Raw genomic sequence first — 21093 nt, 5'->3', positions numbered from 1 at the left:
CTCAGAAGGCCCCCGGGGTCACTTGCCTCCGCCGATGGTCAGGCGCGGCACACCGGCCCACTTGGCGGCGTCGGTGGCGCGGCGCCCGTCCAGCAGGAGGCGCAGCCCGGGCAGGTCGGCGGGAGCAAGCTCGCGGTACTCGGGGTGGTCTGCCTGGACGATGGCGACGTCGACCTGCTCCCCCAGGTGGTAGGGGGTCCAGCCGAAGCCGGCCAGTTCCTCGTCGGTGTACATGGGGTCGTGGACGAGGACCTCGGCGCCGGCCTCGCGCAGGGCCTCCACGGTGGGGAAGACTCCGGAGAAGGCGGTCTCCTTGACCTTGCCGCGGTAGGAGGCTCCCAGCACGACGACGCGCAGACCCTTGAGCGAACCGAGCACCTCGGCGGCCCGGCCCACCACGTAGGCGGGCATGGTGGCGTTGAAGGTGCGGGCGGTGCGCACCACGGAGGCGTCGGGGTCGGTGGACAGGTACAGGCGCGGGTAGACCGGGATGCAGTGCCCGCCCACCGCGATGCCGGGGCGGTGGATGTGGGAGTAGGGCTGGGAGTTGCAGGCCTCGATGACGCGCTCGATGTCGAAGCCGGCCTTGTCCGCGTAGACGGCGAACTGGTTGGCCAGGCCGATGTTGACGTCGCGGTAGGTGGTCTCGGCGAGCTTGGCCATCTCGGCGGCCTCGGCGGTGCCCATGTCCCACACACCGTTGGGGCGGGGCAGGTCGTCGCGCTCGTCGAAGTCGAGGACGGACTCGTAGAAGGCGATGCCGGCCTGGGTGCCGGCCTCGTCCAGACCGCCCACGAGCTTGGGGTAGCGGCGCAGGTCAGCGAAGACGCGGCCGGTGAGGACGCGCTCGGGGCTGAAGACGAGGTGGAAGTCGACGCCCTCCTTCAGACCGCTGATCTTTTCGATCATGGGCTTGAAGCGGCCCCGCAGCGTGCCCACGGGCAGGGTGGTCTCGTAGGAGATGAGGGTGTCGGGGGTCAGGTGGGTGGCCAGGGAGCGGGTGGCGTCGTCCATCCAGGCGAAGTCCGGCTCCCAGGTGGCGTCGTTGACGAACAGCGGCACGACCAGCACGATCGCGTCGGCCTCGGGGATGGCCTCGGCGTAGTCGGTGGTGGCGCGCAGGGCGCCGTTGCCGGTGGCGGGGCTCAGGGCGGCGAGCTTCTCGGCCAGGTGGGCCTCGCCGGGGAAGGGCTCGGTCCCGGCGTTGACGGCCTCGACGACGGCGGGGTTGACGTCGACCCCGATGACCTCGTGGCCTTTGTCTGCGTACTGGACGGCCAGGGGCAGTCCGATCTTGCCCAGGGCGACAACGGCGATGCGCATGCGAGTTGGTCCTTCCGTGGCTTCGAGAGTGGCTAGTCAACCATACTCGTTCGTCGTCGTGAGAGATCACGTCAGCAGGGGGCGGCGCGGGGAGCGCGGTGCGGTGACCGGGCGTCGTCCCTCACGGTTTCCCGTCGGGTGTCCAGCACAGGTCGATCCGGTAGACAGCTGCGGAGCCGCCATGATCGATGAGGGTGAAGCCCTCGGAGAGGTCGACGTTGTAGAAGCCAGGACGCAACCTGGAGTTGGGGACGCCGTTGAACCTGGTGTCCCGGTCCGCGTAGAAGTAGTGGATGCGGTGCTTGCGCACAATGCCGCACACCTTGGGATCGGTACGAATATCCGAGAAGTGCTGGGCGAGGTACTCGCCGTCGGGGTCGGAGAAGGACCGCCCCATGTAGTAGGAGGTCACCTTGATGTCGGACACCGCGGGCAGGAAGGCCATTCCCGAGGCGGGGTCGCCCGTGACCAGCTGCTCGGGCGGGATCTCCACCCGCAGGCGCGTCATCAACGCCAGCTCGTCGGCATCAAAACTGTAACGCGGCTCCTTGAGCCTGGCCGGCCACACGGCGTCGTGGAGGTCGCTGCGCATGATCGGCCACAGCATCATGGTCGTCAGCGAGACGATCAGGGCGACGACGGTGACGGCGCTCCAGCCCAGGGGGAGCCTCAGACGCGCCGCTGGCCTCTCGACCAGGTGGGACATCGCCAGCGCCAGCAAAGGGGCAGTCGTGAGCGTGCAGGTGCCCACGACTCGATAGGAGTTCACGTAGTGAAGACTGGCCACGTGGGTGAGCACGGGGATGGAGACCAGGCTTCCCAGCAGTACACCCATGAATGCCAGCCACAGCGCACACAGCCACCGGGTCTGGCGGCTCTTCCAGGCGACCCCCAGACCGATGGCGGTCAGGACCGCGACCGCCAGGTAGATGACGCTCGAGGAGTGATGGAGGTCGGTGCCCTTGAGGCGCAGAGTCGCCATGACCAGGAGCTTGGGGCCCAGGTTCTCCCAACCGCGCTCGGGGTAGCGGCCGAACTGCGACTGCTGCGGCCCCGGTGAGACGATGAAGGCGATGGTGATCAGGCAGATCGCCGCACTGGCTGCGGCGAGCAGCCAGGCTCTTCTCCGGTCTCCTTGCGCGTGCGCCGAGACTGCCGCCTGCGCGGGCAGCCAGACCGCGAGCACCGCAACGACCCAGAAGACGACGCCGACGGCGGCCGGGTGCGCCATCGCCAGACCAGCCAGAGGAATGGCTCCGGTGGCGACCCGTCCCAGCCATCTCTTCCATGGGACATGCCAGTCGCGGCCCACCTCCAGGAGCCAGGCCAGAAAGCCCGGAACGGTTGCCAGTGCCATGACGTAGGGCCACATGCCGGCCGCCAGCTCAAGCCGCAGGGGGAAGGCCGGCAGCAGGAACGTCGCCGCGATCGCCCAGAGCCAGGAGCGGGGGTTATCGAGGAACAGGCGCTGGCACAGGACCGCGATACCGGCGACCCACACCAGAGGAGCCATGAGAAGCAGGGTGTTGCCCGCCACCAGGGCGTACTGGGAGCGGAAGTCGATCAGCGCGCCCAGCGAGTGCCAGACATTGGGGTAGTAGGAGCGTCCGTCGCTGAGGCCGAGCAACCCCTGGTTGGCCGACATCGGGTCGGCGTTCCCGGTGCGCGCCATCAACCAGATCTGGTTGTAGTGGTAGGGGGCGTCCCCGCCCTGCATGATGAGACGCGGTCCCATGGCGCTGATGATCGGCAGGATCGTCACCAACCACGCCGCCAGCACGCCCAGAAACTTGGGCAGCACCTCCTTGGTCCGCCGCCAGACCCTCTCCATCCCACCAGGACGCGAGCGCCACGTGATCGCCCGGCACAGTGCCGCGACACCCGCCAGGAGCAGGAGCACGGTGGCATAGCTGTACCTGCTCCAGACAACACCGAAATGGTGCATGAGCACGCTGGTGAGCCCCACGAAGGCGAAGGTCCATGCCGGTGCGGCCACGACCCTGACCACGAACGGGCCGGCGTTGAAGATCGTCGCCAGGAAGTAGCCGGGTCCGTAGAACAGCGCCACCAGTGAAAGCACCAGTGGAAGGAACTGCGCCCATTCAAGAAGTGCGGTCATCGACGGCGAGCCCTACCTTCTGCCACGATCTCGTTGATGATGGCAGCCGCTACCTGTCCCAGGCGGCGGGCGGACACGTGCTCCAGGGCCCAGGTCCGCAGCTGCGCCGAGGACCGGACAGCCGAGGTGACCGGAGCCGAACGGGCCTTGGAGGCTGCACGGGCACCAGCAGACCTCTCATCCAGCGCGAGGTCGGCCATGGCCCGGGCCACCGCGTCGGCGTCGTAGGGCACTGCGACACCGAGACCCTCCTGGACCACCTGGCGGCCCGCGTCCCCGGCCCCCGCATAGATGACCGGGATCCCGCAGGCGGCGGAGGCGAATGCCTTGGTCGGAAAGGCGAAGCCGTAGGGCCCCGGCTTGACACTCGCCAAGGTTGCGACCGACGAGCGGATCCACTCCGCGGTCTGCTCCGGTGACATGCGCCCGAGGACCTGGACGGCACCCTCAGGTAGGGACTCGGCCTGCCTCCTGATCTCGGCGAAGGACTCCCCCTGACCGATGAAGACCAGGCGGGCCGTGGGATCGCGCTGCAGCAGCGCCCTGAAGGCCTCGACGAAGATCTCCGCCCCGTGCACCTCGGAGGCGGTTCCCGCGTACACGAACAGCGGTCCGGTGGTATCGACCCGCCGGCCCTCGGGAGTGAACACGTCGGTGTCGATGCCGAAGCCCAGCCGACGGGTACGGGCCGAGATCCCCCGCCCCGCCAGCCGTTCCTCCATTCCTTCGTGCACGGTCATGAGGGTGGAGGCGCCGTTGAGCACCCAGTTCTCCAAGCGAGTGAGGACGGCGCTGACCACCGGCGGAGCGGTGGTCTCCTTGACCGCGTCCGACCACAGGTCGGCCGCCCGGTAGGCGTAGGGCACTCGACGCAGGGCGCACACGACGCGCACCACAGCACCTGTCGTCGGAGGAGGCTCACAGATCACCACATCCGGCCTGCGCTCCAGGAGCAGTCGGAAGAACAGCGGGACGTCGAAGGACATGTACTGCACGTAGCCGCGGACGTAGCCGGCCTTGTCGCGCAGGACGGGGGCGCGTCGCACAGTCAGTCCTGGATCGTCGCGGACCTCGAACTCCTGGGGGGGCCGACTGGTGAGCACAGTGACCTCGAAGCCCTCACGCACCAGGCCGTCGGCGATGGCCCCCAGGGCGAGGGAGGCGGCGGCGGGCTCGGGCCTGAACAGCCGACTGACCATCACGGCACGGGGCCTGCGGGCGGACTTCCCGGTGTTGTCAGCCATGGTCGCGCTCCTTCACGGGTTGGTGCCTCGCCGGTCCTCCAGGGGATCCGGCGAGCTCCTCAGCTACCTGGCGGGCCCTGGCCTGCCAGGTCTGACTCGGTACGACCTCGCGCATACGCCGGCGCACCGCCTCGATCTCCTCAGGCGCCTCACGCAGGTGACGCAGCAGTGCGCTGAGGGCTTCGGCGTCGTACTCGAGGACCCACCCGATTCCCATCTCCTGGACGAGACGCCCGGTCTGGGTTCCGCGCACGGCGACGACAGGCAGCTCGTGGGCCAGGTACTCGTAAAGCTTGTAGGGGACGGCGAAGTCCCAGTACGGGTTCGGTTCGGTGAACAGCACCCCGAGGTCGGCGCGCTCGTAGAGCGGAAGGAGCTCGCTGCCGGAGCGGTGGACGACGTCGGCCCGCCCGGCGGGCAGCAGCGGGGCGTAGTGCTCGCGGGTCTCCTCCCAGGTCTCCTGGCGCACGCACAGTGTCACGCGCGTTCCAGGGGTCTGGCTCACGGCTTGGAGGCAGGCGTCAAGTCGGTAGTTGTCCTGCAGAACGCCGACGAACAGGAGGTCCAGCTCCGCTGCGTCCCGGGACTCGACGACCGTGCGGCCCTCGCCCCCGGTCTCGACGGCCGGGGCGCCGGGGGGCAGGGCACTCGCCCGTTCCGGAGTGAGGAAGGGAATATGGCGGCCCATGGCCCGACTGGGCAGGAAGAGGTGGATGCCCAGGCGTCGGTAGGCCAGGAGCTCGCCGCGGTAGGTCGCTTGGAGACCGGCCTCCAGGATCGGGTTGATCCCTTGCCGGAACTGGCGGAAACGCCAGTAGATGTCCCTGTAGAAGATGCCCACCGGCGCCCCGGCACGCTGGCAGTCGCGGAAGAACGACAGGTCCAGCAGCGGGTGCGGCGGCAGATGACGGGGCTCGGTCAGGGCGTTGGGGATGGTGGCGTTCTCTCCGTAGACGAAAGCCGGCACGTCACCGGCAGCGATCGCCGCCCGCACCCGTCGCATGACCTGACGCCGCTCAGCGGCGTATCCGCTGACCTCCATGACCCGGTAGCCGATGTCGGTGAAGGCCTGACGCATCGCAAGGGGCCGCAGGATGGAGGCCGCGAGGCGGCCCGACTGGAGGGGGAAGGGAGTATGGAAGACCATGAGCCTGCCAGCCCCGGCACCGGCCACAGCCCCGCCTCCACCATCCATGCTGCTTGCGCTCACGAGGTCACCTCTTGTCCTGTGCCTTGGCCCCGTAGGCGGACAATCCGCCCCGTGGGATGCTCAGAAAGCATCTCACACCTGACCGAACCGACGAGACACATGTCTGTTGCCAGCCACCACAGCATGTCGCTGGTGCCCGCCGGGCGTCAACCGCGTCACGTGTCATAACTGTGACACACTGGGCGCCGTCAGACGGGTCGGACGCACCAACCGCCCTTGGTCAGCAGGTTTGAGAAGGCAGGATACGGTGAGCGCTATCGAGGTTGATCTCCGGCTCAGGAGCCCGCACTGGTCCCGGGTGACGACATCCGCTGACACCGTGACCGACGGCAACGGCCTGTGGGTGCGGGCCGACTACGACTGCTCGGACCCGACCGACCCCGAGGTCCTCGCCTCCCACCCGGGCCGTCTGGCCGCCATCCGGATCGACGGCGACGAGGTCGTCCTGGCCCAGGACCGTCTGCGCTCATGGCCCCTGTTCTGGTCCCTTGAGGACGGGCTGAGCGGCGCACAGCGACTGGTCGTCAGCGACGACGCGACCCTCATGCGTGAGGCCGTATCCGCTCCACGACTTGACGCCCGGGCCCGCCGGGAGTTCCTCGACGCCGGGTTCGTCACCGGCAGCGACACACTGCTGGCCGGCATCCACCAGACCGAGCAGGGCACCGTCGTGCGCATTGACCGTGCTACGGGTCGAGCGCGCACGATCAACCACTCCGTGGCGCGGTTCTGCGAGGGGACGGACACAGTCGTCGACCCCGAGGACTTCTCCGGCCTGCTCTGCGAGGCACTCGACGTCGTCCTCGGACGGGTCCTGGCGGAGATGGACCGGCGAGCGGGCACCCCCAGGCTCGTCGTTCCGCTGTCGGGCGGGCTGGACTCGCGCCTGCTGGTCGCCTGGCTGACCCTCCACGACGCGCTGGACCGGACAGTGGCCTTCACCTATGGGCGGCCCGGCGCCCGGGAGGTCGAGATCTCACGGAAGGTGGCCCAGGCCGTGGGCCTGGAGTGGCACGCCGTGGACTACGATCCGGCCGCCCTGCGCGAGGCCTGGCAGACCCAGGAGGCCGCCGACTTCCTCAAGGACGGCTACACCCTGGGGGCCCTGCCGCACATCCAGGACTGGTGGGCCCTGCGCACCCTCCTGGCACGTGGGACGGTACGTCCCGGTGACATCGTGCTGCCGGGGCACACGATCGTGGGCAACATGCACGACGAGCAGCTGCTCGACGGGCCCCCCGCCACTCGCGGCCAGGTGGCCAAGGCGATCATCACCCACCACCAGGAGCTCCAGGGCGAGCAGAACCAGGCCTGGGCAGACCCCTACCGGGCAGGGAAGGTCAAGAACTTCCTGGCGCTGCGGCCGTTCACCGGCAGCCCCCGCGACGTGCAGAGCATCCTGGAGTCCTACAACGTCCGCGAGCGACAGACCAAGTACATCAACAACTCGGTACGCGCCTACGAGCACCTGGGCCTGGAGTGGGCCCTGCCCATGCTGGACGTGGAGTTCTGGAACGCCTGGCACCGCGGCGCCGTCGGGCTGACAGCCACACGCGACTTCTACGCCGTCTTCATCGGGCGCCTGTGGGCTCAGGCGACCGCCCGGGCATCCGGCCAGGAGCAGACCGCACAGGCCGACCTGGCCTACTTCACCCCGACGAAGGTCAACAAGACGACCCGTTCCCGCCTCAAAGCGGTGCTCTCCCGCCTGCACCTGCTGCACCTGGCCGAACGCACGGCCTCATCGTGGGCCACTCTGCACTCGCCGATGAGCTTCGACGCCTTCATTACCGACGCCTCCCGGCCGGCGGCTGCGGTCCAGCTCATGATGGGGCGCACCCTGCTGGGGTTCTGGGCCCGGGCATTCATCACCGACACCTGGTGCCGCAGGTGCCGTCTGTTCACCGATCTGCCCGTGGTCGACGTCCCGCCGACGGCCGCGGACTCCTCAGAGCTGAAGGCGTAAGGGAGCGGACGCATGCATGTCACGATTGTCAGCACCTGGTTCCCCACGGAGGTCTCCGCGGGGCTGGGCATCTTCGTTGCCCGGCACGCCGCCTCGATGGCTGCCGCCGGGCACGACATCCGGGTCGTCCACCTCGTTGCCGCTCACGTCGATGACCGCACGAGGCGTACCCGCGTCATGGGCGTGCCGGTCATCCGGCTGCCCATGACGCCCTCGCGCCCTCATGAGGTGCTGGCGGCCAGACGGGCGCTGGGAACGCTGACTGCGGGCAGCGACATCGTCCACACCCACGCCATCTCCACACTCATGCCCTACGCTCTGAGCCGGCCGCGCGAGCCGTGGCTCCACACCGAGCACTGGTCGGGACTGACCAATGGCGGGGCCGCTCTCGGCACGATCGCGCGCGCAGGAGCCCAGGTGGTGCTGCGCCTGGAGCGCAGGCCCGACGTCGTCACCACCGTCTCCGACCAGCTCGCCGCCGACCTGAGGGCCTACCGCCCTCACGGCGAGATCCTGACCGTTCCCAACGAAGTGACTCGACCCAGTGAGCCGACCCCGCGCCGGGACGTCCAGCTGGGGCGGGACGTCCTGCAGATCGTGGGAGTCGGGGGACTGATTGAACGAAAGCGTCCGGACCTGGCGGTCGCAGCGGTCGCGGCACTGGCGGAGCTGGGCGTCCCGGCCCGGCTGACCTGGGTGGGCGACGGCCCGCTGGCCGAGCACTGCACCGCTCTCGCCCAGAGCCTGAACGTCGATCTGGAGCTGACCGGTCAGCTGCCCGACGACCTCGTCGGGGAGGTTCTGTCCGCCAGCGACCTCTTCCTCGTGCCGACGCTGGCAGAGACCTTCTTCCTCGGGGCCGCCGAGGCGCTCGCGGCGGGTCGGCCGGTGGTCACCAGTGACCGCGGCGCGCATACGAGCTTCCTGGACCCCTCCGTCGCCGAGATCGTCAGCCAGGATGACCCTCTGACGTGGGCCAGGGCCGTCATCGAGGTCATGCGCCGTTGCGAGGGGCTGACGGCCCAGGACATCCAGGACACGCTGCCACGGGCCTTCTCCCCCGAGGAGGTGGCGGGCGCCTACGGACGCGCCTATGAGGCCGCCATCGCCGTGCACTCCGCCCGGCACTGACGACACTGACCGGCTAACCAACACCGCCCGGCGCTGTTCAGCACCGACACCACCCCTGAGGACTCAGTTCTCCAGGGCGACCAGCCCGTCAACGAACTCGCGGTACTGGCGTTGGGCGTCCGACATCCTCGCCCAGGTGGCGTGCGCGTCTGCGCTCATGGCGGCGTAGTCGGCGTCGCTCAGGTCCATGACCGACTCGATGGCATCGGCAACCTGCTCGGCCGTGACATCCACCGGGATGAGCCGGCCGTTCTCGCGATCGTGCACGATCTCGCCGGTGCCCCCTGCGGCGGTGGCCACGACCGGCATTCCCGCCGCCTGGGCCTCCATGACGGCCACCGGGACGCCCTCGCCGTCGGAGCAGTTGAGGAAACAGGCGAAGTCGGTCGTGGCATAGAGCTCGCGGACCTCTTGGTTGGTGAGGTGCCCGGTGAAGGTCACCGGGGTCGAGTCGATCTGCTCCTCGGCCCGAGCGCGCATGGCCTCCAGACGGTCGGTGTTGTACTCGCCAATGTGGGTCCAGGAGACTCTCCGGCCGCGTCGCTCCAGCTCGGCGACGACCTCCACGATGAGGTGGACCCGCTTGTAGGGGGCCATGTGCGAGCAGGAGACCAGCTGGAAGGGATCAGTCCTGTGACGTTGGTGGCGGGGAGCGGCCGGGACGCCCAGGCGACGCACCTCGATATTGCGGGCCTCGGGAAAGCGCCGGTGCAGGAAACCGGCGGCGTAGTGGGAGATCGGGTAGACGCGGTCCACGGCCTGCATGACGAAGCGACGCGAAGGGACGTAACCGCGCGGTGCGTCGGCCTCGTCGACGTCATAGGCGTGGGCCCGGGAAACGACCTTCACCGGACGTCCCCTCAGCTCGCGACGCCGCAGCATGCCGCCCAGCGCCGCCCCAGTGAAGAACCAGTAGGAGTAGATGGTCAGGTGCCCGCCCTGATCCAACCCAAGACTTGGCAGGAGCCGGCGCATCCGGCTATAGGCGCTCAGGGCGATCGCCGCGAAACGCACGTCCATGCCGAAGCGGCCGAAGCTCTTCCACGGCGGCGTCTCGACCATCCGCTCCCGGCCCAGCAGGATCTGTGGGGCGCGCAGGATCGCGTGGAGACGCCAGTCGGGCAGGCGTGAGGCGGGCAGCAGGGCGCAACGGGCGTTGTCAGGCAGCGTGCGGGTCTGACGGGCCCCCTCACTCAGGCGCACCGGGACGATGACGACCTCGTCGTAGGCAGCGCACAGGGTCTCGATCTCCTGCTCGAGGAACTCCTCCCCCACCTCGTAGGGGAAGGCGTCGGTGAGCAGGAGCAGGCTGCGCCGTCCCTGCCTCCCGGACGGGTCGGTGGACGTCCTCGCCTCAGGCATCTGAGACGTCGGCTTCGTGCGAGTCATGTCCGTGTCTCCTTCCGGTCCGGGCGGACCCATGAGCATCGAACTGCTTGGCCGCATAGTCGGCCAGCAGCGTGTTGAGCACCAGCAGCCCCGCCATCATGACACCCAGCACGTAGCAGGTGGGCATGACCTCCAGCGGCGACCAGTGCAGCCAGGCCAGGGGCGCAGCGGTGTAGAGCAGGGCGAAACCCAGCATCCAGTCCTGGTGCTCGGTGACGATGAACAGGTTGGAGATCGGCGAAGTGATGAGCAGCATGAACAGCCACGGGGTCAGTGCCCTGGCGAAGCTCCCGGAGTCGGCCCACTTGGCTCCGAGAAGCAGCGGGAAGAGCCACGGCGAGAGCACGTAGATGAGCGCGAAGGGAATGATGCCGATCAGGACCGCCCGCTTGATGGTGACCCGCACCAACGGCCTCATCTGACCGGGCTCGATCGTGGAGAGCTTCTGGAAGAAGACCTTGGCCACCGCGCCGTTGATGAGGATGAGCGGTGCGTCCAGGTAGCGCCAGGCCATCTGGAACTGCCCCAGCGCGGAGGCCGAGTAGCTCGCGATGAGCAGCTGGATGCCGTTGAGGCGCAGGGCGTCCGCCAGGGCGTTGGGGCCATTGAGCAGCGGCATGCGCCGGTAGCGGCGGGCCACCCACCTCAGGGACGGCGCCTCCTTGGGCAGCGGGCGCCACAGCTCCTTGGCCTGACGCCCCAGATTTCCGAAGGCGAAGAACTGGCCGGCGGTGAAGCCCAGCATCAGCCCGGCCATCCCCCCCAATCCCACCAGGCCGAGGCCGAGCTGGCCGACGTTGACGCCGATCTGCTGCTCGGCCTGGTTGATGGCGATGGCGCGGTAGTTGCTGGAGCGGTTGAACCAGAACTTGAACAGCTCCACCCCCGACATGAGGAAGGTGGTCAGGCCCACCAGGGGCATCCACAATGCCACCTCATGCCCCCACCACCGTGTGACCAAGCCGTGCAGGGGGAAGGCCGCCACCGTCGCCAGCAGCGAGACGACGGCGATGCACACCATTCCCAAGCGGGCCACGCTCAGGGCCTCGGGCTCCTTCCTGGGGAGCATGATCGTCATGTCGTAGCGCAGTGCCGCCACCGCGACGAGGATTCCCGCGACAGAGGTGTAGATCGCCATCAGTCCCATGTCGCGAGGCGTGTAGATGCGCGCCAGCACGATCGACATGCCGAAACTGACCACCTGGGCCACAGCCGTCCCGGTGATGAGGGTCAGCACGTGTCCCAGCAACGGCGAGGACTCCAGAAGCGCCGATATGCGCTGCCGCACCCGCCCGATCAAACCGCCTGAGGTGGGCGCCGCAGGATCACCCGCGGAGTCCTTGGCGGAGCCACTCACAAAGTGACCGTCCGGTTCTCGCTCGCCGAGGTCAGCACCGCCTCGACGACGCCGAGCGTGGCCACGCCCTCGGCCATGGTGACGTGGCGCTGGGCCACGCCGCGCACGGCGTCGCGGAAGTTCTCCTGCTCCAGGGCCAGCGGCTCACGCTTGGGGATCGCGTAGCGGATGACGTCGCCCTCGCTGACCCCCCGGAAGGCGGCGACCTGGTCCCAGGTGGAGGCCACGGTGCCGTTGGCGTGGAAGGTGAGGTCCCCGGTGAGGGTGTCCGCCACGAAGGCGCCCTTCTCCCCGGTGACGATCGTGACGCGCTCCTTGAAGGGCGTGAGCCAGTTGACCTGGTGGCTGACGATGATGCCGCCCTCCAGCAGGCCGGTGGCCACCATCATGTCCTCGGTCTGGCGGCCGGAGCGGTGCGTGACCTGTGCGGCCACGGAGGTGTAGCGGGCGCCGGCGACCCAGGCGGTCAGGTCGATGTCGTGGGTGGCCAGGTCCTTGACGACCCCGACGTCGCTGATGCGGGCCGGGAAGGGGCCCTGGCGACGGGTGAGGACCTGGTAGACCGCACCGAGCTCGCCGGCGTCGAGGCGCTCGCGCAGGGCCCGCAGGGCGGGGTTGCAGCGCTCCACGTAGCCGACGGCGCCCACCAGGCCCCGCTCGGCGAAGGCGGCGGCCACGCGGCGGCCCGCGGCGGCGTCGTGGGCGATGGGCTTCTCCACCATGGTGTGCACGCCCGCCTCAGCCAGGGCCAGGGCGACGTCCTCGTGGTAGACGGTGGGGACGGCCACCATGGCGGCGTCCAGTCCGGCGTCGATGAGGGCGTGAACATCAGGCAGGACCGCCAGCTCGCCGGCCACGCCGAAGCGGTCGCCGCCGGGATCGGCCACGGCCACGAGCTCCATGCCCTCGGTGGCGCGGATGACCCGGGCGTGGTGGCGCCCCATGGAGCCCAGGCCGATGAGGCCCACGCGCAGCGGGTTGTCCGCCGTGCCCTTGTCGGTCAGGTAGTGGACCTCGGGCAGCCCGGTGGTGGCCTGACCGTCGAAGGCGACGTTCTCGCTCATCTCAGGCACCTGCCTTGACGGTGGCGGCCACGGCCTGGCCGATGCGCTCCAGGTCCGCCTCGCTCAGGGAGGGGTGGACCGGCAGGGAGAGGCACTCGTGGGCGGCCTTCTCGGTGCCGGGCAGCTCAAGGCCCTCGGCGTAGTGGGCCAGGGAGGCCAGGCGGTGGTTGGGGATCGGGTAGTAGACACCGCTGCCGACCTGCCACTCCTCGCGCAGGGCGGCCTGGACGGCGTCGCGCTCGGTGCCCGTGGCCCCCTCGAGACGGATCGTGTACTGGTGGTAGACGTGCGTGTAGCCCTCGGGGACGAAGGGGGTGACGACGCCGTCGACGCCCGCCAGCAGCTCGTTGAGGCGCGCGGCGTTGGCCTGGCGGGTAGCGGTCCAGCCGCCCAGCTTGGTCAGCTGGACGCGGCCGACGGCGGCGGCCACGTCCGTCATCCGGTTGTTGAGGCCCACCAGCTCGTTGGCGTACTGCTGCTCCATGCCCTGGTTGCGGATGAGGCGGCAGCGGCGGGCCAGCTCGGCATCGGCCGTGGTGATCATGCCACCCTCGAGGCTGGTCATGTTCTTGGTGGGGTAGAAGGAGAAGGAGCCCCAGGCCCCGAAGGTGCCCACGGGCTTGCCGTCGATGGCGGCGCCGTGCGCCTGGGCGCAGTCCTCGAAGACGGCCAGGCCGTGGCGCTCGGCGATGGCGAGGATCTCGGGCATGTTGGCGGGCAGACCGTAGAGGTGGACCACCTCGATGGCTGCCGTGCGCTCAGTGATGGAGGCCTCGACGCTGGCGGGGTCGAGGGTGAAGGTCACCGGGTCGATGTCGGCGAAGACCGGCACGGCGCCGCTGATGGCCACCGAGTTTCCGGTGGCGGCGAAGGTGAAGGAGGGGACGATGACCTCCGGGGCCCCTCCGGCGCGCTCCTGGAGCTCAGTGGCCAGGGTGGCCACGTGCTGAGCCGAGGTGCCGGAGTTGACGGCCACGCAGTGGACGCCGTTGACGACCTGGGCGGAGAACTCCTCCTCGAAGGCCTTGACCTGGGGCCCCTGAACGACCATGCCCGAGGCGAGGACGGCGTCGACGGCGTCGCGCTCCTCCTGCCCGATGATCGGCTTGGCTGCTGGGATGAACTCGCGTGGCATCAGTGGGTGACCTCTCGGATGGTGGTGGATTCGGAGCTGGACTGCGTGCCGGGCCCGCCAGCGGGCTCGGCGTCGAACTGCTCGTAGAGGGTCCCGGTGACGGGGCAGCGCCAGCGCGGGGCGCCGTCGGGGCCGGGGTCGGCCGGGGTGAGGGGCTCGCCGGCGCGCCCGACCCAGCCGATGCGGCGGGCGGGAACCCCGGCGACCAGGGCGTGGGCGGGGACGTCCTTGGTGACCACGGCACCGGCGGCCACCGTGGCCCAGGCCCCGATACGCACCGGGGCGACGCACACGGCGCGAGCGCCGATCGACGCGCCCTCCTCGATGGTGACTCCCACGGGCTCCCAGTCGGCGGCGGACTTGAGCGAGCCGTCGGGGTTGACGGCCCGGGGGAAGTGGTCGTTGGTCAGCGTGACCGCCGGGCCGATGAAGACCCCGTCGGCCAGGCGGGCCGGCTCATAGACGAGGGCGTAGTTCTGCACCTTGCAGCTGTCCCCCATGACAACGCCCTCGCCGATGTAGGCGCCGCGCCCCACGATGCAGTCCCGTCCGAGGACGGCGTGCTCACGGACCTGTGCGAGGTGCCAGATGCTGGTGCCCTCTCCGAGCACGGCTTCCTCGGAGACATCGGCGGACGGGGCGATGCGGGTGGCCACGGCGACTCCTGTGCGGGCGGCTCGCACCGCCCTGACAATCGAATGAGTCCGGGCAGCCGAGTGGCTGCCGGAAGCCGTGCCGCTCCGGTCGCCGGAGGCGGCGGCGCTGCACGACCGGCCCCATCCTAGGGGACTGATCCTCATGAGACGACGCCTGAGCACGCCCCGAAGGAGACCTACCCCACCAACGCCGACCGCTCCCGCCTCTCGCAAGAGGATTGGCGCCCCATCGCCGCGTGCAAGAATGCGGTGGTGACTACCTCCACCGCAACGCAGACCGGGGAACCCACCCCGGTGCCCCCGGTCACCGACACCTGGCTCGTCATTCCCCTATACAACGAGGCGACCGTCGTGCGCGAGGTCATCTCCCAGGCTCGCACCATCTTCCCCTACGTCGTTGTCGTCGACGACGGCTCCAAGGACGCCTCGGCCCGGGAGGCCGCCGCCACGGGGGCCGTCGTCGTGCGCCACCCGATCAACCTCGGCCAGGGAGCAGCGCTGCAGACGGGCTTCTCCTACGTCCTGGAGAAGACGAATGCCGACTACGTCGTCACCTTCGACGCCGACGGCCAGCACTCCCCCGCCGACGCCGCCGCCATGGTCGCCGCGGCGCGCGATGAGGATCTCGCCGTCGTCCTGGGCTCACGCTTCCTCGAGGGCCCGTCCCCGGTGGGCTGGCTCAAGCGGCTCGTCCTGCGCACGGCGGCGGCCGTCAGCTCACACACCTCCGGCATGCGCCTGACCGACGCCCACAACGGCCTGCGGGTGATCCGCCGCGACGTCCTGGCGCAGCTCGACCTCAGGCAGAACCGGATGGCGCACGCCAGCGAGATCATTCGCAAGATCGGCGCCACCGGCATGCCCTGGCGCGAGTTCCCGGTGCACATCGTCTACACCGACTACTCCCGCTCCAAGGGTCAGTCCCTGTGGAACTCGGTCAACATCCTGGTCGACCTGCTCTTCTCCTGAGCCCGGCACGGAAGGCACAGCCCATGATTCATCAGTTCGCCGCCCAGGCCACTCCGATCACGAACCACCACCTCTACATCCAGGCCGCCCTGATCCTGGCCGTGATCGCCGTCGGCTGGATGATGCTGCGCACCCCCGGCGGGGCCCGCCACATGGCCGCCCGCAGGCTGGTCACCCTGGCCTTCGTGGCCTTCGCCGTCTTCAACATCACCTTCCCCTGGGTGATGAGCTCGATCGCGCACCGGATGGGAGTCGGGCGAGGCACCGACTTCCTGCTGTACGCCCTGGTCATCGCCTTCCTGGCGCAGATCCTCTCCTCCTTCCGACGCAACAGCGCCAGAGAGCGGCAGATCACTCACCTGGCTCGGCGCATCGCCCTGGACGACGCCCCCGAGCCCCCCGCTGCCGCACGGCTCAGCACTGAGGCTGACGACTGAGGACTGGGCGCCCGGAGTGCACTGGGCTTTCCCCTCAGGGCCGGGAGGCGCGGACCTCGAGCTCCTCACGCAGGCGCAGTCCGCCGGTCAGCAGCCAGCGCACCGGCGCCTGCCACGGGGCGTCGTAGACGCCGCTGAGGTAGTGCCGGGCGGAGGCGTGGTGCGCCCGGATCATCTTCTCGGGACGGGCCTTCCAGCTGGCTCCCTGCTCGTGGACGACGACGGAGCCCGGCACCTGCACGTTGAGCCAGCCGGCCCGCCCGACCCGCTCCCCTAAGTCCACGTCCTCGAAGAACATGAAGTAGTTGTCGTCGAAGCCCTCCAGGCGCCTCCAGGCGGCGGCGGGCAGCAGCAGGCAGGCCCCGGAGAGCCATCCCACCGTTCGGGTCCCGCCACAGGCCCCCGGTCCGGCGGTGTGATAGGCAGCCGAGAAGGGGTTGGCCGGCCAGATCCTGCCCAGGACGGCGTGCCCGGCGCCCTTGAGCAGGGAGGGCAGGGCGCGCCCGGAGGGGTAGACGGTGCCGTCGGGGTTGAGCAGGAGGGGCCCCAGGCAGCCGGCCGCCGGGTTGGCCAGGCCCGCATCGATGAGGACGTCCAGGCTCCCCGGTTTCCAGACGAGGTCGGGATTGGCCACCACGATCCAGTCCTCCTCCAGATCCGCGGCCGCGAGGTTGGCGCCTGCCCCGTAGCCGAGGTTGGTGCCGTCCCCGACGACGCGCGCCCCGTGGCGCTCAGCGGCGGCAGTGACGACGTCGTGCTCGGTGCCGTTGTCGGCGATGACGACGACGAGTCTGCGCGCCGTCGCTGTGGCCAAGGAGGTCAGGAAGCGCTCCAGCTCCTCGCCCGGGTTGAAGGCGACCGTCACCACTCGCACGCTCTGCTCATCGGGTGCGAGGGCCTGAGCCCCCGAGGGCCCCTCTACCTGATTCGAAGCACTGACGGGAGTGGCCGGGGCGCTGGTCGGCATGGGTTTGGCAACACTGGTCACGGACAGAGCCTAGCCCCGTTACCCGTGTGAGAGGCTTCACCCCGCATTGGGTAAATCTCATGTAACAGGTGTTGGGAGGCCCATATGGTTCTCCCCTCTCGTTCCCTATGATCGCTTCCGTGCCTCAGTTCAGTAAGCCGAATGCGCGACACTCCTCCAAGGAACTCGGACGCCGCCTGGCCCGGCGAGTAGGGCTCAGCCTGCTCGCGGTGACGATCTTCGTCGTCTCCGCCGCGGGCTTCGCGTGGCACAACATCCAGTCGCGGATCGCCTGGTTCAACATCGACAGCCTCCTGACCGAGGAGGACCGGCCCGGCACCAAGCCGCCGGACAGCTACGAGGGCCGAGCCGTCAACCTCCTGATCCTGGGCACTGACTCGCGCGCGGGGAACAACAACGTCGACGGCTCGCAGGGCGACGACGAGGTCTCCGTGGCCCGCTCCGACACGGCGCTGGTCATGCACATCTCGGCCGACCGCAAGCGCGTCGACGCCGTGTCCATCCCCCGCGACACGCTGGTCGACATCCCCGAGTGCACGACCCTCGACGGCGGGAAGACCGACGCCAGCGAGGACGCACCGTTCAACTCCGCCTTCGCCAACGGGGCCGGCACCAGCAGTGACGACAAGAAGGCCGTTGCCTCCGGAGCCGCCTGCACCCTCAAGACCGTGGAGAAGCTGACGCACGTGCGTATCGACGACTTCATCGTCGTCGACTTCTCAGGCCTGTCCAAGGTGGTCGACTCCCTCGGCGGCGTCCACGTGCAGGTCGATGAGGCCATTGACGACTCCGAGTACACCGGTTTCAAGCTCGATGAGGGCTGTCAGAAGCTGAACGGCGAGAACGCTCTGCAGTACGCCCGTGTCCGGCACGGGGTGAGTGACGGCTCGGATCTCTCCCGTATCACCCGTCAGCAGAACCTCATGAGGGCGATGGCCTCCAAGGCGCTGTCCTCCAACCTCCTGACGCAGTCCGGCTTCCTGACCTCCACCCTGGAGACCCTCACCACTTCTGAGCGCATTGGTCAGATTGGCAACCTGTCGGGCCTGGCCTACTCCATCCAGGGCGTGGGCGTCGACAAGATCAACTTCGTCACCATGCCGAACCAGCCCGCAGACAACCCGAACCAGGTGGTCCCCGCCGAGGGCGCCAAGAAGGTCTGGAAGGCCCTTGAGGAGGACAAGCCGGTCCCCACCGACGCCTCGGCCCCGGCCTCGTCGGACTCGAGCGCCACCGCGGACAGCTCCACCTCGGAGAGCACTGACGAGTCCGCCGAGGCCTCCGACCCCTCCCAGGCAACCTCGACGCCGGCGCCGACCACTCAGGCCCCCAATACGAGTAACCCCCAGCAGCAACCCGCCACGAAGCCGACCACCCCTGCCTGCCCCGCCTAAGGCAGAATCAGTGGTGTGAATCCGACAGACGACTCACTCCCGCCCTCGATCACCCCCGGCTCCGGCAGAGGCAGGCCTCAACGCAGGCAGCGCCCCATCGATGCTGTCAACCAGCGCAGCCGAGAGCGCGGGGAGGCGTCCGGCGGCGAGGCCGTCGCCCAGCCCACTGACGTTGCCGGCGGCTCCCCGCGCCGCCCGTCATCGCCCGCCGCCCGCCGCCCCCAGCGGCACTCGGTCCTGGGTCGCGACGACAGCGACCAGCCGGCCTCGGCTCAGTCCGACTCCCCGCGTGCGGGCCAGCAGCCGCGTCGCTCCTCCGAGTCGTCTAGGCGAGGCAGCCATGCCCGGGCAGGGTCGAGTGCGGTCCCCTTGGAGTCGGATGCCGGCGTCGGCAGCGGCGCGTCCGAACCGGAGCGCACTCAGGCGATGCCCGTGCGGCGCGGCACCTACCCCGCGGGTTCCTCGGCCCCGCAGCCCCCACGGGAGCCTGTTGCGGGTGGGCCGTCGCTCAGACCCGAGCGGCCGCGGCGGCCAACGCGCTCCCGCCCGAGGTGGCGCCGGATCGCGGGCTGGACGGTCGTCGTCATCGTCGTCGCCCTGGCTCTGATCGCAGCGCGGGTCGCCTGGCTGTGGAACGACGTCTCCTCCCAGCTCCACTGCGTCGATGCCCTGTCCGGGGCGGCGGACACGCCGGGCGAGACCTGGCTCATCGTGGGGTCGGACGCGCGCGGGGGCGCCGTCCAGGACGAGACCGAGGGGGCGCGCGCCGACTCGGTCATGCTGCTGCACAAGGCGGAGAACGGGCAGACGAGCCTGACCTCTCTGCCGCGCGACACCTTCGTGGACATTCCCGAGTACGGGGAGAACAAGATCAACGCCGCCTACTCCTTCGGCGGCCCCAAGCTGCTGGTCCAGACCGTGGAGAAGCTCTCCGGACTGAGTGTGGACCACTACGTGGAGGTCGGCATGACCGGGGTGTCCCAGATGGTTGACGCCGTCGGCGGGGTCAACGTCTGCCTGGACTACGACGTCGCCGACGAGGACTCGGGCCTGGTCTGGGACACCTCTCAGGGCACGTGTCAGACGGTGGACGGGACGAAGGCGCTGGCCTACTCCCGGATGCGCAAGTCGGACCCGACCGGCGACGTCGGGCGCGGGCAGCGCCAGCGCGCCATCATCTCCGCGGTGGTCTCCAAGGCGGCCTCGCCGTCCACGGCCTGGTCCTTCTCCCGGCAGGACGCGCTGGTCGACGCCGGCACGAACGCCCTCACGGTGGATCGCAGCGCCGGCACCATGAGCATCGCCCAGATGGTCCTGGCCTTCCGCTCCGCCTCTGACGGCGGCCTGACCGGGGCCCCGCCCATTGAGGACTCCGCCTACTCCCCTGAGGAGGCCGACATCGGCGAAGCGGTGCTACTGCAAGATACGACCGCACCGAGCTTCTTCTCCAAGCTGCGCGACGGGAAGCTGACGGCGAGCGACTTCAACCAGTCCTGACACGGGGGAACCGCACGACGAGAGGGCCGGCACCTCATGATCGAGGTGCCGGCCCGCCGCCTGCGGGGGTCCGTTCCGGTTCTGGGGCCGCTCAGCTGAAGTGGGGCCGGTTGGGGTCGGCCTGCCAGGAGGTGTAGGAGGAGGCGACGATGTCGTCCAGGTCGTGCTCGGCCTTCCATCCCAGGACCTCGCCGATGCGGGTGGCGTTGCCGATGAGCTGGGGCGGGTCGCCGGCGCGCCGGGCGAGCTCCTCGGGCTCCAGGTCAAGGCCCGTGGAGGCAATGACCTTGGAGACGACCTCGCGCACCGATGCGCCCTGACCGGTGCCGACGTTGAAGATGTGCTCGGTCATCTCCTGGCCGCCGGCCAGGTAGTCCAGGGCGGCGATGTGGGCGACCGCCAGGTCCTTGACGTGGATGTAGTCGCGCACGCAGGTGCCGTCGGGGGTGGGGTAGTCGGTGCCGAAGATCTTGGGGGTCTCGCCCTTGACGAGGCGGTCGAGGACCATGGGGATGAGGTTGAGAGTGGCCATGTCCCCCAGGTCGTCCCAGCCGGCACCGGCGACGTTGAAGTAGCGCAGGCCGGCCCAGCGCAGCCCCCAGGCCTTCTCGGCGTCGGCCATCATCCACTCCCCGATGAGCTTGGTCTCGCCGTAGGGGTTGATGGGGTGGCAGTCGATGTCCTCGGGAACGACCTCCACCGGGGGCATGCCGTAGACGGCGGCCGAGGAGGAGAAGATCATCTGCTTAACACCAGCCGTCTCCATGGCCAGCAGCATGTTGGCCAGGCCGCCGATGTTCTGCTGGTAGTACCAGGCGGGGCGCTCGACGGACTCGCCCACCTGCTTGCGGGCGGCGAAGTGGATGACGGCGGTGACGCCGCGCGAGGTCATGACCTCGGCAAGGGCCTCAGGGGCCTGGCCGCTGGCGACGTCGAGCTCGACGAGGGAGGCTCCCTTGACTCGCTCCGGCGTCCCGTAGGACAGGTCATCGACGACGACGACCTCCTCCCCGCGCTCGAGGAGAAGTCGGACTACGTGCGCGCCGATGTAGCCGGCGCCTCCAGCAACGAGAATGCTCATGCCCCCAGTCTACCCACGCTCGCTCAGAAACGAACAGAAACGAACGTTGAATCAACGCGTCGTCTCATTGCACCGTGCTGTCTCATGACTTCTGAGAGTTTCGGATGTCATGACATCTGAGACACCGATTGGG

17 protein-coding genes are annotated in these 21093 nt (G+C 69.3%); 6 read left to right on the top strand and 11 right to left on the bottom strand.

Annotation, left to right across the window (positions count from 1 at the left end; translation table 11 throughout):
• Window positions 1-18 precede the first annotated feature (18 nt).
• The 4 genes from BKH20_RS10690 to BKH20_RS10675 all read right to left on the bottom strand — a co-directional run bounded on the left by BKH20_RS10690 (window position 19) and on the right by BKH20_RS10675 (window position 5896).
• Window positions 19-1323, bottom strand: coding sequence for a nucleotide sugar dehydrogenase (locus BKH20_RS10690; RefSeq protein ID WP_075391047.1), 1305 nt, complete (start codon window positions 1321-1323; stop codon window positions 19-21).
• Between the two features lie 121 nt (window positions 1324-1444).
• Window positions 1445-3442 (bottom strand): DUF6541 family protein, encoded by a 1998-nt coding sequence (locus BKH20_RS10685; protein ID WP_143224997.1) that lies wholly within the window; start codon window positions 3440-3442, stop codon window positions 1445-1447.
• Window positions 3439-4686: a glycosyltransferase family 4 protein gene (locus tag BKH20_RS10680; RefSeq protein WP_218638162.1), complete on the bottom strand. Its 1248-nt coding sequence runs from the start codon at window positions 4684-4686 to the stop codon at window positions 3439-3441. The genes BKH20_RS10685 and BKH20_RS10680 overlap by 4 nt, the downstream gene beginning before the upstream one ends.
• Window positions 4679-5896, bottom strand: coding sequence for a glycosyltransferase family protein (locus BKH20_RS10675; RefSeq protein WP_256693145.1), 1218 nt, complete (start codon window positions 5894-5896; stop codon window positions 4679-4681). Before BKH20_RS10675 ends, BKH20_RS10680 begins: the two co-directional genes overlap by 8 nt.
• Before the next feature lie 298 nt (window positions 5897-6194).
• Between BKH20_RS10675 and BKH20_RS10670 the strand changes: the two genes are divergently transcribed.
• Complete coding sequence (locus tag BKH20_RS10670) at window positions 6195-7862, top strand: asparagine synthase-related protein (RefSeq protein ID WP_081381696.1); 1668 nt, start codon at window positions 6195-6197, stop codon at window positions 7860-7862.
• Between the two features lie 12 nt (window positions 7863-7874).
• The gene (locus tag BKH20_RS10665; RefSeq protein ID WP_075391044.1) at window positions 7875-8993 is read left to right on the top strand and encodes a glycosyltransferase family 4 protein; all 1119 of its coding nucleotides are present in this window, start codon (window positions 7875-7877) and stop codon (window positions 8991-8993) included.
• A 63-nt stretch (window positions 8994-9056) separates the two neighbouring features.
• Here BKH20_RS10665 and BKH20_RS10660 read toward each other — a convergent pair whose 3' ends face one another.
• The 5 genes from BKH20_RS10660 to BKH20_RS10640 form a co-directional block, all read right to left on the bottom strand.
• On the bottom strand, window positions 9057-10382 hold the full coding sequence (locus BKH20_RS10660) for a glycosyltransferase (protein WP_075391043.1): 1326 nt from the start codon (window positions 10380-10382) through the stop codon (window positions 9057-9059).
• Window positions 10348-11646: a lipopolysaccharide biosynthesis protein gene (locus BKH20_RS10655; protein WP_256693147.1), complete on the bottom strand. Its 1299-nt coding sequence runs from the start codon at window positions 11644-11646 to the stop codon at window positions 10348-10350. The genes BKH20_RS10660 and BKH20_RS10655 overlap by 35 nt, the downstream gene beginning before the upstream one ends.
• A gap of 89 nt (window positions 11647-11735) precedes the next feature.
• The gene (locus BKH20_RS10650; RefSeq protein ID WP_075391041.1) at window positions 11736-12803 is read right to left on the bottom strand and encodes a Gfo/Idh/MocA family protein; all 1068 of its coding nucleotides are present in this window, start codon (window positions 12801-12803) and stop codon (window positions 11736-11738) included.
• Between the two features lies 1 nt (window position 12804).
• Window positions 12805-13938: a DegT/DnrJ/EryC1/StrS family aminotransferase gene (locus BKH20_RS10645; RefSeq protein WP_075391040.1), complete on the bottom strand. Its 1134-nt coding sequence runs from the start codon at window positions 13936-13938 to the stop codon at window positions 12805-12807.
• Window positions 13938-14594, bottom strand: coding sequence for an acyltransferase (locus tag BKH20_RS10640; RefSeq protein ID WP_070660385.1), 657 nt, complete (start codon window positions 14592-14594; stop codon window positions 13938-13940). The genes BKH20_RS10645 and BKH20_RS10640 overlap by 1 nt, the downstream gene beginning before the upstream one ends.
• 252 nt (window positions 14595-14846) lie before the next feature.
• Here BKH20_RS10640 and BKH20_RS10635 point away from each other — a divergent pair, with 252 nt between their 5' ends.
• Together BKH20_RS10635 and BKH20_RS10630 are read left to right on the top strand one after the other, a co-directional pair.
• Window positions 14847-15563: a glycosyltransferase family 2 protein gene (locus BKH20_RS10635; RefSeq protein ID WP_070660417.1), complete on the top strand. Its 717-nt coding sequence runs from the start codon at window positions 14847-14849 to the stop codon at window positions 15561-15563.
• A 23-nt stretch (window positions 15564-15586) separates the two neighbouring features.
• Window positions 15587-16000: a DUF2304 domain-containing protein gene (locus BKH20_RS10630; protein WP_070660387.1), complete on the top strand. Its 414-nt coding sequence runs from the start codon at window positions 15587-15589 to the stop codon at window positions 15998-16000.
• A 34-nt stretch (window positions 16001-16034) separates the two neighbouring features.
• On the opposite strand, the gene BKH20_RS10625 is transcribed toward BKH20_RS10630, so the two are convergent.
• Window positions 16035-16988, bottom strand: coding sequence for a glycosyltransferase (locus BKH20_RS10625; protein WP_081381694.1), 954 nt, complete (start codon window positions 16986-16988; stop codon window positions 16035-16037).
• A 119-nt stretch (window positions 16989-17107) separates the two neighbouring features.
• On the opposite strand from BKH20_RS10625, the gene BKH20_RS10620 reads away from it, so the two are divergent.
• Both BKH20_RS10620 and BKH20_RS10615 read left to right on the top strand, forming a co-directional pair.
• Window positions 17108-18382 carry an LCP family protein gene (locus tag BKH20_RS10620; RefSeq protein WP_075391053.1) on the top strand — a complete coding sequence of 425 codons (1275 nt, stop codon included), beginning with the start codon at window positions 17108-17110 and terminating at the stop codon, window positions 18380-18382.
• 15 nt (window positions 18383-18397) lie between these two features.
• Window positions 18398-19879, top strand: coding sequence for an LCP family protein (locus tag BKH20_RS10615; protein WP_256693144.1), 1482 nt, complete (start codon window positions 18398-18400; stop codon window positions 19877-19879).
• Between the two features lie 91 nt (window positions 19880-19970).
• Here BKH20_RS10615 and galE read toward each other — a convergent pair whose 3' ends face one another.
• A complete protein-coding gene (galE, locus tag BKH20_RS10610; RefSeq protein ID WP_075391037.1) occupies window positions 19971-20960 on the bottom strand; it encodes a UDP-glucose 4-epimerase GalE in 990 nt (329 codons plus the stop codon).
• Window positions 20961-21093 lie beyond the last annotated feature (133 nt).

It is taken from the genome of Actinomyces oris, from assembly GCF_001937445.1.
GTDB lineage: Bacteria > Actinomycetota > Actinomycetes > Actinomycetales > Actinomycetaceae > Actinomyces > Actinomyces acetigenes.
The sequence above is the reverse complement of the archived record's forward strand: the minus strand, read 5'-3'. Positions and strand labels throughout refer to the sequence as shown.

Bases quoted from the DNA above. Each gene is read 5' to 3' on its own strand.
- galE (WP_075391037.1), bottom strand. From the start codon at position 20,960: ATGAGCATTCTCGTTGCTGGAGGCGCCGGCTACATCGGCGCGCACGTA.
- BKH20_RS10645 (WP_075391040.1), bottom strand. From the start codon at position 13,938: ATGCCACGCGAGTTCATCCCAGCAGCCAAGCCGATCATCGGGCAGGAG.
- BKH20_RS10685 (WP_143224997.1), bottom strand. From the start codon at position 3,442: ATGACCGCACTTCTTGAATGGGCGCAGTTCCTTCCACTGGTGCTTTCA.
- BKH20_RS10690 (WP_075391047.1), bottom strand. From the start codon at position 1,323: ATGCGCATCGCCGTTGTCGCCCTGGGCAAGATCGGACTGCCCCTGGCC.
- BKH20_RS10680 (WP_218638162.1), bottom strand. From the start codon at position 4,686: ATGGCTGACAACACCGGGAAGTCCGCCCGCAGGCCCCGTGCCGTGATG.
- BKH20_RS10630 (WP_070660387.1), top strand. From the start codon at position 15,587: ATGATTCATCAGTTCGCCGCCCAGGCCACTCCGATCACGAACCACCAC.
- BKH20_RS10665 (WP_075391044.1), top strand. From the start codon at position 7,875: ATGCATGTCACGATTGTCAGCACCTGGTTCCCCACGGAGGTCTCCGCG.
- BKH20_RS10660 (WP_075391043.1), bottom strand. From the start codon at position 10,382: ATGACTCGCACGAAGCCGACGTCTCAGATGCCTGAGGCGAGGACGTCC.
- BKH20_RS10650 (WP_075391041.1), bottom strand. From the start codon at position 12,803: ATGAGCGAGAACGTCGCCTTCGACGGTCAGGCCACCACCGGGCTGCCC.